A 12,416-nucleotide genomic window follows, 5' to 3' on the forward strand; every position below is an offset into this window, starting at 1 on the left:
CTCGTACGTCCGGGTGGATAGCTTCGCCCGGTGACTCTCGATGTTTCCGGCTACGCCGTCCGCGACGATGACGACGACGATCCCGAACTGCTGTTGATGCCCGGCGGCGACGTCGTCGACACCTGGCGGGAGAACTACCCGTACGACGAGCGGATGAAGCGCATCGAGTACGAAGAGCAGAAGCGCCTGCTGCAGATCGAGTTGCTCAAACTGCAGAAGTGGAGCCAGGCCAACGGCCTGCGGCACGTCATCGTCTTCGAGGGCCGGGACGCCGCGGGCAAGGGCGGCACCATCAAGCGGTTCATGGAACACCTCAACCCGCGCGGCGCCCGGGTGGTCGCACTGGAGAAGCCGACCGAGAAGGAACGCACCCAGTGGTATTTCCAGCGTTACGTCCAGCACCTGCCCGCCGCCGGTGAGATCGTCCTGTTCGACCGGTCCTGGTACAACCGGGCCGGTGTCGAGCGGGTCATGGGCTACTGCAGCCCCAAGCAGCACGCCGAGTTCATCCGGCAGGCGCCGCTGTTCGAACAGATGCTGGTCAACGACGGCATCAGCCTCACCAAGCTGTGGTTCTCGGTCACCCAGAACGAACAGCGCACCCGCTTCACCATCCGCCAGGTCGATCCGGTCCGGCAGTGGAAACTCTCGCCCACCGACCTGGCGTCGCTGGACAAATGGGACGGCTACACCGCGGCGAAGGAAGACATGTTCGCCTGGACCGATACCGAGACCGCGCCGTGGACCGTGGTGAAGAGCAACGACAAGAAACGCGCCCGGATCAACGCGATGCGCCACGTGCTGAGTAAGTTCGACTACGACAACAAGGACTACGAGGTGATCGGCCATCCCGATCCGCTGATCGTGGGACGCGCGCTTTCGGACTGACACGGAGAGGGGTGCCATGCGTTCGCTGCTGGCGCTCCTGCTCTGGCTGGTCACCACCGCGCTGCTGGCGCTCAGCGTCCCCGCGCTGTGGACGCAACACAATGTCGTCAGCGTGGACGGGTACTCCGATCTGGCGGCCGGCGCGGCACGCAACCCGGCGCTGCAGCAGCCGATGGCCGCTGAGCTGACCGCCCAGGTGTCCGCCGCCACCGGCGCCTCTGGGGTGCAGGCCACCCTGTTGGAGGCGGCCGCCAATTCCTACACCGCCAGCCCGGTCTTCCCCGGCCAGTTCGCCGCCGTCAACCGGGTGGCGCACCGCTGGTTGTTTACCAACGACGCGCAGGGTCAGTGGGTGGTGGATCTGTCACCGATGCTGGCCGACAGTTCGATCCGGCAGACCCTTGATGGTTTCGGCGTGCAGGTGCCGACGAGCCTGCAGGTTCCGGTGACCGAGAACGAATCAGGCGGTCTGCGGCCGGGCCAGTTGCGTCCTGTCGCGCTGTGGGGCCCGTGGGTCAGCGTCGGGGTGGCGGTGCTGGCCGTCGTGTTCGCCCTGCTGACCCTCACGGCATCCCGTAGGCGCGGCAGAATGTTTGCCGCGCTGGGGGTTTCGGCGCTGCTCGTCGGTGCGGCCGGCTGGGCCGGTATCGAGATCGGCCGCGGCCACGTCGACGACGCGCTGAACCGGACCGCAGGCAACATCCACGCCATCGCCGATGTGATGGTCGATCACGCCGTCGACAGCATGCACATGTGGCTGAACCTCACCCTGACCGTCGGCGGCGGCATGGTGATCATCGGGGTGATCGTGTCGCTGCTCAGCGGGCTGGGCGGATCACGTCAGGAAGACGTCCCCGTCACCCGTAAACGCTGAGGAGTTCAGCGACGGCCGCGCGGCGGTACCCGCTTGCCGCCGGTGGGCTGCGCCAGTCCGGCGGCCACCTCCAGATCGAAGAGCGCGGGTTCGATCAGATCGGCCATCTTGTAGATGTCGGCAGCCACTTCGGGGGTGGTGATGAAACCGAAATCGACCGAACCGCAGTAGCTGAAGCAGGTGACGTTGAGCGCCACGTCGAAGAGCAGCGGCCCCAGCGGCATCAGGCTCTCGACCTTCGCGCCGCCGAGATACAGCGGGAAATCCGGGCCGGGCACATTGCTGATCACCACGTTCATCGGCGCGATCGAGCTACCGATCCCGCTGGCCGCGTAGGCGCGCGAGGCCAACGCGAGCAGGCCGGGCGGCGTGGTCTCGGTGTACCCCATGATCTGGTTCGCGGTGAGTGCCTTGGCCATCTCCTTGGCGCCCTGGGTGTAGGCGTAGATCGCCTTGATGCGTCTGGCGGGGTCGGCGATGTCGCTGGCGAGCACGACCGTCATGGCCGACACCTGGTTTCCCACCCCGTTGTCGGACTCCGAGCGGGTGGACACCGGCACCTGAGAGACCAGTGACTGCTCCGGCAACTCGTTGCGCTCCTTGAGGTAGTCGCGCATGGCACCGGATACCAAGGCGAGCACGACATCGTTGAGCTTGACGCCGAACGCCTCCTTCACCGCCTTGACCCGCTCCAGTGGCACCCGCGCTCCGGCGACCTGGCGGTGCGGTGAGATGGGTGCGTTGAAACGCACTGTCGGCCCGTCGAAATAGCGCGGAGGCTTGTTGACGATGCCGCGCACCGCGATCTGTTGGCGCACCGTCTGCTCGATGAGGCGTGCGATCCGGTAGGGCGTCTTGACGCCGAGATTGATCAGCCCGTTGACGAAGCGCACCTCGGGCCGCGGCAGGCCGACGCCGACGAGAGAGCGGTCGACGTCGACGGCCGGTGGGCGCGGCTCGCGGGTCACGTCGAACAGGATCTCGGTGAGTCCGGCGCCGGAGACACCGTCGACGACGGCGTGGTGCATCTTGGTGATGATCGCGACGCGGCCGCCCTTGAGGCCCTCGATCCACCAGAGTTCCCACAGCGGTTTGGATCGGTCGAGTTTGTAGGACATGAGCCGGCCGGCCAGTTCGTCGAACTCCTTGCGTCCGCCCGGCGCCGGTACCGCGATCCGCCGGATGTGGAAGTCGATGTCGAGATCGTCGTCCTCGACGAACCACGGCCGGTCCATCCCCATCGGGGCACCCGTCACGCGCCAGCGCAGTTGGGGGAGTTCGGGTAACCGGCTGGCGACGAGTTCGCGGACCCGGTCGAAGCTGAAGTCGGGTGCATCGGTCGGGTCGCATATCGCGCACGCCCCGATGTGCATGTGCCAGCCCTCGGTTTCGGCGAACCAGAATGCTGCGTCCACGCTCGATAGCCGGCTCATGGGGGGAGCGTACGCGGAGGGTGGCGGCTATTCGGCGTTGTTCATGCGGTTGCGAAGTTTCTCGACGGCCTGCGCGGCCTTGGCATCCAGCGGTGCCCGTTCGGCTTTCGTGGTGGCCGAGGTGATGGCCAGCGCGATGAGCACATCGGCCGCCGTGATGAACAGCCCGGCCCAGTACATCCATCGGATGGTGGTGTCCGGTTGGGCGCCGAAGTAGGTGAACAGGAAGATCGGACCGACGATGCCGCACACCAGCGTCATCGCCTGGATGACGAGATAGCGTTTGAACGTCGAGAATCCGGACATCGGCGTCAGCATAGCGGCGCAGGCGTTGCGGCGATCGGACAAATTACCGTCGTGGTTACAGTAGCGTCGCCACGATGCTGCGCGTCATCCAATGGGCCACCGGATCCGTCGGCCGGCAGGCTGCCGCGGCCGTGCACCGGCACCGCGACCTGCAACTCGTCGGCGCCTACGTCCACAACGCGGCCAAGGCCGGCCGCGATGTCGGCGAGATCTGCGGGATCGGCGATATCGGGATCACGGCCACCGATGACGCCGACGAGATCGTGGCCACCCACGCCGACTGTGTGCTCTACATGCCGCAGGGCGAGATGAACCCGCTCGGCGCCGTCAGCGACATCTGCCGACTGCTGGCGTCGGGCAAGAACGTGATCTCCACCGCCGTCACCGCACTGATCTACCCCGCGGCCATGGGCCGCCGCGTACTGGATCGGCTGACCGAAGCCTGCGCCATCGGCAGGTCCTCATTTCACGGCACCGGTATCGAACCGGGTTGGGCCGCAGAGGTTCTGCCGCTGACCATGTCCGGTCTTTTCGGCCGCATCGACACCCTGCTGGTGCAGGAGCTGCTGGACTACAGCACCTACGACAGCGCCGAGATGATGTTCGACGTGCTGGGTTTCGGCAGGCGTCCCGACGAACCGGTCCCGATGGCCGACCCGCTGCTGGCCGGGATGACGTTCCGCGCCCCCCTGATGCTGCTCGCCGACGGACTCGGTGCCACCATCGACGACTTCCTCTTCGACCGCCAGGTCGCCGTCACCGATGCACCGTTCGATGTCAAGGCCGGTCGCATCGAGGCGGGAACCGTTTCCGCACAACGTTTCTCCTACACAGCTGTGGTCAACGGGCGCCGGGCCATGACCATCGAGCACATCACCCGCCTCGGTGACGATCAGGCGCCGGACTGGCCGACCGGCCGGGGCTGGCACGTCACCGTCGAGGGCAACCCGTCGATGGAACTGCGATCGGCCATCGCCGTGCGCGGTGAGGACGAGACCGAGCAGAGCTGTCTGGGCACCGCGATGCACGCGGTGCACGCCATCGCCCCGGTGTGTGCGGCCGAGCCGGGCATCAAGACGTTCCTCGATCTGCCGATCATCGCCGGCCGGGGCGTGCTGTCCGGGTAACCGGGGGGAAATGGCACTGACACCTGGGGGTATCGCGCCCGAACTACGTTCGTGGCGATGAAGACACTTTCCAGTCCCGCGGTGCAGATCGGCATCGCTGCAGTCGGCGGCATCGCGTTCGGGCTACTCGTCGGCGAGTGGGCCGCCAATCTGAAGTTCGTCGGAGACATGTTCATCCGGCTCATCCAGATGTCGATCGTGCCGTTGGTGGTGGCCTCGGTGATCGTGGCCACCGCGTCGATGACGGGCGCGGGTACCGGCCGGATCGCCTTCCGCACCTTCAAGTGGATGCTGGGCTTCTCCTTCGTCGCCGCCGTGTTGGCCTGGCTGCTCAGCACGGTGATCCAGCCCGGCGCGGGCATGGTCTTCACCCAGGAACTCGACCCCGCGCTGCAGGAGTCCGCGGGGGAGGCGCTGGGCTGGCAGGAGACGCTGCTCAACTTCGTCTCGACCAACATCTTCAACGCGATGTCGACCGCCACGATGGTCCCGATCATCGTCTTCTCGCTGCTGTTCGGTATCGCGCTGCGCAGCCACATCAACAAGAGCGGCGACGATTCGGTGCTCGGCTTCATCGACCAGATCCAGCAGATCGTGCTGACCATGATCCGGCTGGTGATGTACATCGCGCCGATCGGTGTCTTCTGCCTGCTCGCCGCCCTCGCCGGGGATGTGGGCTTCTCGGTGGTCACCACGGCACTGAAGTATCTGGGCACCACACTGCTCGGCGTGCTCATCCTCTTCGCGCTGTTCGTCCTGGTCGTGACGGTCCGCACCCGGCTCAGCCCGTTGAAGCTGCCGGAGAAACTCGCCGAGCAGACCGCCATCGCCATCACCACCACCAGTTCGGCGGTGACCTTCCCGACGGTGCTGCGCAATGCCGTCGAGAAGGTGGGGGTCAGCCAGAAGGTCGCCAACTTCACCCTGTCCATCGGGCTCACGATGGGTTCCTACGGCGCCGTCCTGAACTACATGATCGTGGTGATGTTCCTGGCCCAGGCGGGCGATATCAACCTCAGCTTCGGTCAGATCGCCCTCGGTATGGCGCTGGCGATCCTGCTGAACATGGGCACCATCACCGTGCCCGGCGGCTTTCCGGTCGTCGCGATGTTCCTGGCCACCTCACTGGGATTGCCGTTCGAGGCCGTCGGCCTGCTGATCGCCGTCGACTGGTTCGCCGGGATCTTCCGCACCTTCCTCAACGTCAACGGGGACACCTTCGTGGCGATGCTGGTCGCCAACGCCGACGACGAGATCGACCGCGACGTCTACAACGGCACCAAGACGGTGACCGCCGAGGAACTCGACCTCACCGAGTACAGCGACGCTCTCGTCCGCGCGGACCAGGCGGACTAACCGCCGATGGTCCGCCACAGGTAGCGGTAGATCAGCGCCGCCCGGAATGCGGCCTGCGAATTGTCGGCCGCGCCACCGTGTCCGCCCTCGATGTTCTCGTAGTAGCTCACCGGGTGCCCGGCCTCCTCGAGGGCCGCGGCCATCTTGCGGGCGTGCCCCGGGTGCACCCGGTCATCACGGGTCGAGGTGGTGATCAGGATGGGCGGATAGCTGCGGTCGGCCGAAATATTCTGGTACGGAGAGTATTTCGAGATGAATGCCCAGTCTTCAGGATCATCGGGGTTGCCGTACTCGGCCACCCAGGACGCGCCGGCCAGCAGCAGGTGGAACCGTTTCATGTCCAGCAACGGCACACTGCACACCAATGCGCCGAACAGGTCCGGGTAGCGGGTCAGCATGATGCCCATCAGCAGCCCGCCGTTGGAGCCGCCCTGAGCGCCCAGGCGTGCCACCGTGGTCACCCCGCGCCCCACCAGATCCCTTGCCACCGCCGCGAAATCCTCGTCCACCAGGTGGCGACCCTCGCGCATTGCCTGGGTGTGCCAGCCCGGCCCGTACTCGCCGCCGCCGCGGATGTTGGCCAGCACGTAGGTGCCGCCACGGGCCAGCCACAGCCGGCCGAGCACACCGTCGTATCCCGGCGTGCGCGACACCTCGAACCCGCCGTAACCGCCCAGCAGGGTCGGCCCGGTGGCCCCCGGCCTGCCGACCACGAAGTACGGGATCCGGGTGCCGTCGGYCGAGGTGGCGAAATGCTGGGACACCTCGATATCCGCCGCGTCGAAGAACCCCGGCGCCTGCTTGATCTGGGTGACCGGGCCTTCCGGCGTGCCGTGCAGCAGCTGTGACGGGGTGACGAAACCACTTGAGTCCAGGAAGATCTCGTCGCCGTGCGAGTCCGCGGCGGCGATCACCGTGTTGGTGTTGGGGGGTACCCCGGGCAGGTCGGCGGCCGTCCAGTCGCCGGGGGTGAAGATCTGCACGTGGCTGGCGACATCGGCGAGCGTGACCACGACGAGCCTGTCGCGGGTCCACGAATACTGATGCAGGCTGGTACGGGCGTCCGGCTCGAACACCACGGCGAGGTTCTTTGTACCCGAGAGGAATTCGGTGTAGCTGGCCGCGAGTAGGGATCCGGCGGCATAGCCGTCCCAGTCGGTGCGCAACTCGATGAGTAGCCAGTCGTGATGCACCGAGACGCTGGCGTCGGTGGGTGCGTCGACGCGCAGTAGTTCCTCGTCTCGCAGTTCGTAGATCTCGTCGTTGAAGAAGTCGACCGCGCGGCTGATCATGGTGCGCTCGAAACCGGGGGTGCGGTCCACCGAGGCCGCGACGATGACATCGGCCTGCTCCCCGGCATAGACGGTCGCCGCGTCGACCAGGGCGTCCCCGCGTCGCCAGCGTTTGACCAGCCGGGCGTAACCGGAGTCGGTCAGCGAACCCGGGCCGAAGTCGGTGCCGACCAGCACGGTGTTCGCGTCCTCCCAGGTGATCTGGGTCTTCGCTTCGGGCAGTTCGAATCCATCGCTCACGAATTCGCGTGTGCGCATGTCGAATTCCCGCACCACCACGGCGTCCGCGCCACCGCGGGACAGGCTGATCAGCGCCAGCGCATGATCGGGTTCGATGACATCGGCGCCGGCCCAGACCCAGTTCTCGCCATCGGCGGCGGCCAGCGCGTCGACATCGATGACCACATCCCACTCGGGGCTGTCGGTCCGGTAGCTCTCCAGCGAGGTCCGCTGCCACAGACCGCGCGGGTTGGTCTCGTCGCGCCAGAAGTTGTAGAGGTAGTCGCCGCGGCGGCGCACGTACGGGATGCGGGCGTCGGTGTCGAGCACCTGCAGCGCCTCGGTGCACATGGCCTCGAACTCGGCGTCACCGAGGTCGGCCAGGGTCGGCTCATTGTGCCGGCGCACCCAGTCCAATGCGTCGTCGCCGGTGACGTCTTCGAGCCAGAGGTGCGGGTCTCCCGGGGCGAGCGAAGCGACGGGGGGGTCGATAGAACTCATGAAGTAATTCTTACCGTGCGCGTAGCCTGGGCACATGACCAGCCGAGCCCTGATCACCGCGGCCGCCGCGGACCTGCTGCGTACGCTGCAGAACCGGCACGGGGCCTTGATGTTTCATCAGTCCGGCGGGTGTTGCGACGGATCCTCGCCGATGTGTTACCCGGACGGTGACTTCATCGTCGGTGACCGCGACATCCTGTTGGCCGTGCTCGACGTCGGCGACGGAGTTCCGGTCTGGATCTCCGGCCCGCAGTTCGAAGCCTGGAAACACACCCAGTTGGTGATCGACGTCGTCCCGGGCCGCGGCGGCGGGTTCAGTCTGGAGTCCCCGGAAGGTATGCGCTTTCTGAGCCGCGGACGGGTCTTCACCGACGAGGAGACCGCCGGCCTGCCGGCGCCGATCGCCGGGGCCCAGTACGAGGCCGGCGCTCGGCCCGAGCACGAGGGCACCCGCATCGTGGCCGAGGCCTCCGATGCAGCCTCGGCGGCGTGTCAGATCCCGACCCGCTTGGGCTGAACTTCTTCACTTCATGTGTTCAGATAGACACATGAAGTTCCCAGTCGTCGCGCTGGCCGTCGGGCTGCTGGCGGGCTGCTCCGCACCGTCCGACGATGCCCGCGCCGACCAGATCGTGCTCTCCGACGGGTACGAACTCGGCGGCTACAACCCCGTCGACGGCTATGCGGAGACCGGTGTCTCCCCGATCTATGACGGGCTCTACCGTCCGGCCGCGACCACCGACACCTTGCTGCCCGACCTCGTCCCGGCACTGGCGGCCGAACTCCCGCAACCGTCCGGACCCAACACCTGGCGACTGCCGTTGCGGTCCGGCGTCACCTTCTCCGACGGCAGCGCACTGGACTCCGCCGACATCGTCGCCACCTACGACGCGGTGCGCGATCCGGCCGTCGCCTCCCAGATCGCGACCACCGTCGCCCCGATCGTGCGCGTCAGCGCCGACGGCCCCGACGCCGTCACCGTCGAACTGGACACCGCGGCCGACCCGCGGCCCTACCTGCTGCTGGGCATCCTGCCGTCGGAGAAGGTGGAGTCCAAGCCGGCCGCCGACTGGGCGGTCAACACCGAACCGGTCGGCACCGGCCCGTACCGGCTGGAAAGCCTGCGTCCGGATCAGGCCGTCATGGTGGCCCGCGACGACTACTGGGGCGAACCCGCCCAGATCAAACGCGTCGTCTACACCTACACCCCCGATGACAACGCCCGGGCGCAGGCGATGGTCGCCGGCTCGGCCGACGGAACCAGCCTGCCGCCGCGGCTCATCGACTCCATCAAACGCAACGGCATCCAGACCGTCGGCGTGGCATCGGCGGACTGGCGGGGAGTGGCACTGCCCGCAGGCAACCCGTTCACGGCGGACCCGACGGCGCGCCTGGCGATGAACATCGGTGTGGACCGCGACGCACTGGTCCGCGACGTGCTCGCCGGCTACGGCCGGGTCGCGAGCACGCCGGTGGCCGCCGTCTACGGCGACGCGTACAACGCGGACGCGGCATACCGCTTCGACCTGGGGCGGGCCCAGGCGCTGCTCGACGCCGCCGGCTGGCGCACCGGGGGCGATCAGGTCCGGGAAAAGGACGGCGCGCGAGCCACTTTCGAACTGCTGTACAACGCGCAGGACACCCTGCGGCGCGATATCTCGGTGGCCTTCGCCGCGGCGATGAAACCGCTCGGGATCGACATCCGGCCGCGCGGCAGCAGCTGGGACGAGATCGACACCCGTTTCGGTGACGCCGCGGTGCTGCTCGGTGGCGGCGCGACGCCCTACAGCATCGACTCGCAGGTCCAGGACACCCTGCACACCCGGGTACCGGGCTCGTCGCTGTACTCGAACCCCGGAAATTTCACCGCTGCCGGGCTCGACGATCTGCTGAACCGGGCGCGGCTGTCCCCGTCCGGAGCGGTCAAGGACGAGTTGTACCGCGAGATCCAAGCGGTCTACGCCGCCGAACCGTCGCAGGTGTTTTTGGTCTTCCTCGACCACGCCTACGGCTATCGCGATCTGGGCTGGCAACAGAGCGCGCCCATCCTGGAACCGCATTCGCACGGGGTCGGCTGGGGGCCGTGGTGGGATCTCGCAGCATGGACGCGGTGAAACCCCCCGGGTCGCTGCGCTCTCCCCCGCAAGCGGGAGGTGCCCCCAGCCCGCCGCTGAGGCTCCTCGGAATCCGCGCCGCCGTCGCGATCCCGCTGACCCTCGCGATCTCGGCCGCCATGTTCTGGGTCGCCTCGCTGTCGCCGTTCGACCCGCTGGCCGCTTACCTGGGCTCCAACTACCAGTTCGCCACCGAGTCCCAGCGGGCGGCGATGCGGGCCGCCTACGAGACCGATATGCCGTGGTGGCGCGCGTGGTGGCAGTGGGCGGGCGGGCTGGCACACGGCGACCTGGGCTGGTCGTCCACGCAATCCCAACCGGTGGCCACCGTGCTGGCCGAACGGATGCCGTTCACGTTGCTGCTCTCGGGTGCCGCGCTGCTGACCGCCGCGGTGGTGGCGATCGTGGCGGGCTGTATCGCCGGGATGCGCAGCGGCGGCGTCATCGACCGGGTGTGCACCGGCACCGCGGTGGTGTTAGCGGCGGTGCCGCCCTTCGTGGTGTCGCTGGGACTGGTGCTGGTGGTCGCGGTCGGGCTGCGCTGGTTGCCGGCCTCCGGCGCGGTGGCGCCGGGTGCGGACTACACCGTCACGGGGGTGCTGCGGCACGCCGTCCTGCCCTGGATGGCGCTGACGGTGTCCCAGATCCCGTGGCTGCTGCTGACCACCCGCAGCGCGGTGATGGCGAGCACCCAGTCCGATGCCGTGCGGGGGGCGCGGGCCCGCGGGGTGCACGGCTGGGCGCTGCTGCGCGGCCACGTCGCGCCGGTGTCGGTGCTGCCGACGCTGGCGCTGCTGGGTACCCGGCTGCCCGAGCTGATCGCCGGCGCGGCCATCGTCGAGACCGTCTTCGGTTGGCCCGGCATGGCCGCGGTTCTGGTCGAATCCGCTGCCGCCCTGGACTTCCCGCTACTCGCTGCGCTGACCGTGGGTGCCGCACTCGCGGTGCTGGCCGGTTCGGCACTGTCGGACGCCGCTGCGGTGGCCATCGACCCGAGGGTGAGGATCGCGGCATGAGCGAAGCTTGCGAGCGAATCGATGGATGGGCATGCGAGACCCGAGCTTGCGAGGTGGTCGCATGAAATGGCCATGGATCGTGCTCGCGGTCATTGCGGCGGCCGCCGTCTGTATCCCGTTGGTGGCCGGGGAACAGGTCGCCGATTTCTCGGCGGCGCTGCGGGCACCGGGCGCCGGGCATCTCGCGGGTACCGACCATTCCGGTTATGACCTGATGGTCCGCACCGCGGAGGGACTGCGGGTCTCGCTGTTGATCGCCGTGGTCTGCGCGGTGGTGGCCACCGCGCTGGGCCTGGCCATCGGGGTGGCCGCCGCGTTGCGGGGCGGCTGGGTCGACGCCGTGGTGATGCGCCTGGTCGACGGGTTCAACGCGCTGCCGCACCTGGTGGTCGGCATCGTGATCGCCGCCATGTGGCGGGGTGCCCCGCTGGCGATCATCGCCTCGATCGCGCTCACGCACTGGCCCGCGGTGGCGCGGGTGGTCCGCGCGGAACTGCTGGCGGTCAGCGACGCGGGCTGGATCCAGACCTCGCGGCTGGCCGGGGCCTCCCGCTGGTTCGTCGCCCGCAACCATCTGCTGCCCGCGGTGACCGGCCAGGCGCTGGTCGCCATGGTCATGCTGCTGCCGCACGCGGTGTGGCACGAATCGACCCTGTCGTTCCTCGGCGTCGGGCTCTCCCCGGACCGGGCCAGCCTCGGCACGCTGCTCAGCGAGGCCCGCGGCGATGTACTGACCGGCGCGTGGTGGACGCTGGCGGTCCCCTCGGCGGCGCTCATCGTGACCGCGCTCGCGTTCGCGGCCGTCGGCACCCTGGTGCGCGAGCGCCACCGCCCACCGGTGGGGCAGGTCTGGTGAACAGACTCGAAGGCTTGACGGTGGACATCGCGGTCCGGCGCCGCGGCACGGCGACGGTGCGGGTGCTCGACGGGGTGGATCTGGACGTGCCCGCCGGGCGGGTCACCGCGCTGATCGGCGAATCGGGCTGCGGCAAGTCGCTGGTGGCCGCCGCGCTGAGCGGTCTGATACCGCCCGGGGCGCGGGTGTCCGGGCGAATAATACTGGGCGGCAATGACATCCGTCATGACGATGAGCCGGCCTGGCGGCTGCTGCGGGGCAGTCGGGTAGGAGTGGTGCCGCAGTCGGCAGCCACCTCGTTCACCCCGGTGCGCACGATCGGCGCCCAGCTCGGCGAGGTCTGCGAGCGGCTGGACGCCGACCGGACACCCGCGCAGCTGTGCGTCGCCGTCGCGCTGCCCGTCGACGCGTTGCGCCGCTACCCGCACGAACTG

Annotated in this window: 12 protein-coding genes; 9 read left to right on the plus strand and 3 right to left on the minus strand. The window is 68.2% G+C overall.

Going from position 1 to position 12,416, the window contains the following annotated elements; translation table 11 throughout:
- The first annotated feature begins 30 nt into the window (after nt 1–30).
- Together ppk2 and AC1DTF_RS11040 are read left to right on the plus strand one after the other, a co-directional pair.
- Nucleotides 31–888 (plus strand): polyphosphate kinase 2, encoded by an 858-nt coding sequence (gene ppk2 / locus AC1DTF_RS11035; RefSeq protein WP_057170163.1) that lies wholly within the window; start codon nt 31–33, stop codon nt 886–888.
- Nucleotides 889–904: 16 nt separating this feature from the next.
- Nucleotides 905–1,762 carry a hypothetical protein gene (locus AC1DTF_RS11040; protein ID WP_057170162.1) on the plus strand — a complete coding sequence of 286 codons (858 nt, stop codon included), beginning with the start codon at nt 905–907 and terminating at the stop codon, nt 1,760–1,762.
- 5 nt (nt 1,763–1,767) lie between these two features.
- Here the strand turns inward: AC1DTF_RS11040 and AC1DTF_RS11045 are convergent, their stop codons facing one another.
- Nucleotides 1,768–3,195 (minus strand): WS/DGAT/MGAT family O-acyltransferase, encoded by a 1,428-nt coding sequence (locus AC1DTF_RS11045; RefSeq protein WP_057170161.1) that lies wholly within the window; start codon nt 3,193–3,195, stop codon nt 1,768–1,770.
- Nucleotides 3,196–3,222: 27 nt separating this feature from the next.
- Nucleotides 3,223–3,501 (minus strand): hypothetical protein, encoded by a 279-nt coding sequence (locus AC1DTF_RS11050; protein WP_057170680.1) that lies wholly within the window; start codon nt 3,499–3,501, stop codon nt 3,223–3,225.
- Nucleotides 3,502–3,575: 74 nt separating this feature from the next.
- Here AC1DTF_RS11050 and AC1DTF_RS11055 point away from each other — a divergent pair, with 74 nt between their 5' ends.
- Both AC1DTF_RS11055 and AC1DTF_RS11060 read left to right on the plus strand, forming a co-directional pair.
- Nucleotides 3,576–4,628, plus strand: a complete 1,053-nt coding sequence (locus AC1DTF_RS11055) for an NAD(P)H-dependent amine dehydrogenase family protein (RefSeq protein WP_477474090.1) — start codon at nt 3,576–3,578, stop codon at nt 4,626–4,628.
- Nucleotides 4,629–4,685: 57 nt separating this feature from the next.
- A complete protein-coding gene (locus AC1DTF_RS11060; protein ID WP_057170679.1) occupies nt 4,686–5,984 on the plus strand; it encodes a dicarboxylate/amino acid:cation symporter in 1,299 nt (432 codons plus the stop codon).
- Here AC1DTF_RS11060 and AC1DTF_RS11065 read toward each other — a convergent pair.
- Entirely contained in the window at nt 5,981–7,996 is a 2,016-nt protein-coding gene (locus tag AC1DTF_RS11065) for a prolyl oligopeptidase family serine peptidase (protein ID WP_477474091.1), read from the minus strand. The genes AC1DTF_RS11060 and AC1DTF_RS11065 overlap by 4 nt on opposite strands.
- Nucleotides 7,997–8,030: 34 nt before the next feature.
- Between AC1DTF_RS11065 and AC1DTF_RS11070 the strand changes: the two genes are divergently transcribed.
- The 5 genes from AC1DTF_RS11070 to AC1DTF_RS11090 form a co-directional block, all read left to right on the plus strand.
- The gene (locus AC1DTF_RS11070; protein ID WP_477474092.1) at nt 8,031–8,513 is read left to right on the plus strand and encodes a DUF779 domain-containing protein; all 483 of its coding nucleotides are present in this window, start codon (nt 8,031–8,033) and stop codon (nt 8,511–8,513) included.
- 31 nt (nt 8,514–8,544) lie between these two features.
- Nucleotides 8,545–10,110: an ABC transporter substrate-binding protein gene (locus AC1DTF_RS11075; RefSeq protein ID WP_477474093.1), complete on the plus strand. Its 1,566-nt coding sequence runs from the start codon at nt 8,545–8,547 to the stop codon at nt 10,108–10,110.
- The gene (locus AC1DTF_RS11080; protein WP_477474094.1) at nt 10,098–11,126 is read left to right on the plus strand and encodes an ABC transporter permease; all 1,029 of its coding nucleotides are present in this window, start codon (nt 10,098–10,100) and stop codon (nt 11,124–11,126) included. Before AC1DTF_RS11075 ends, AC1DTF_RS11080 begins: the two co-directional genes overlap by 13 nt.
- A gap of 61 nt (nt 11,127–11,187) precedes the next feature.
- Nucleotides 11,188–11,982, plus strand: a complete 795-nt coding sequence (locus AC1DTF_RS11085; protein WP_477474095.1) for an ABC transporter permease — start codon at nt 11,188–11,190, stop codon at nt 11,980–11,982.
- Between the two features lie 14 nt (nt 11,983–11,996).
- The coding region (locus tag AC1DTF_RS11090) for an ATP-binding cassette domain-containing protein (RefSeq protein WP_477474096.1) at nt 11,997–12,416 on the plus strand (420 nt) is incomplete at its 3' end.

The sequence above is a fragment of the Mycobacterium sp. P4_H6 genome (genome assembly GCF_056400845.1).

Bases quoted from the DNA above. Each gene is read 5' to 3' on its own strand.
- AC1DTF_RS11060 (WP_057170679.1), top strand. From the start codon at position 4,686: ATGAAGACACTTTCCAGTCCCGCGGTGCAGATCGGCATCGCTGCAGTC.
- AC1DTF_RS11045 (WP_057170161.1), bottom strand. From the start codon at position 3,195: ATGAGCCGGCTATCGAGCGTGGACGCAGCATTCTGGTTCGCCGAAACC.
- AC1DTF_RS11070 (WP_477474092.1), top strand. From the start codon at position 8,031: ATGACCAGCCGAGCCCTGATCACCGCGGCCGCCGCGGACCTGCTGCGT.
- AC1DTF_RS11055 (WP_477474090.1), top strand. From the start codon at position 3,576: ATGCTGCGCGTCATCCAATGGGCCACCGGATCCGTCGGCCGGCAGGCT.
- AC1DTF_RS11075 (WP_477474093.1), top strand. From the start codon at position 8,545: ATGAAGTTCCCAGTCGTCGCGCTGGCCGTCGGGCTGCTGGCGGGCTGC.
- AC1DTF_RS11085 (WP_477474095.1), top strand. From the start codon at position 11,188: ATGAAATGGCCATGGATCGTGCTCGCGGTCATTGCGGCGGCCGCCGTC.
- AC1DTF_RS11050 (WP_057170680.1), bottom strand. From the start codon at position 3,501: ATGTCCGGATTCTCGACGTTCAAACGCTATCTCGTCATCCAGGCGATG.
- AC1DTF_RS11040 (WP_057170162.1), top strand. From the start codon at position 905: ATGCGTTCGCTGCTGGCGCTCCTGCTCTGGCTGGTCACCACCGCGCTG.
- AC1DTF_RS11080 (WP_477474094.1), top strand. From the start codon at position 10,098: ATGGACGCGGTGAAACCCCCCGGGTCGCTGCGCTCTCCCCCGCAAGCG.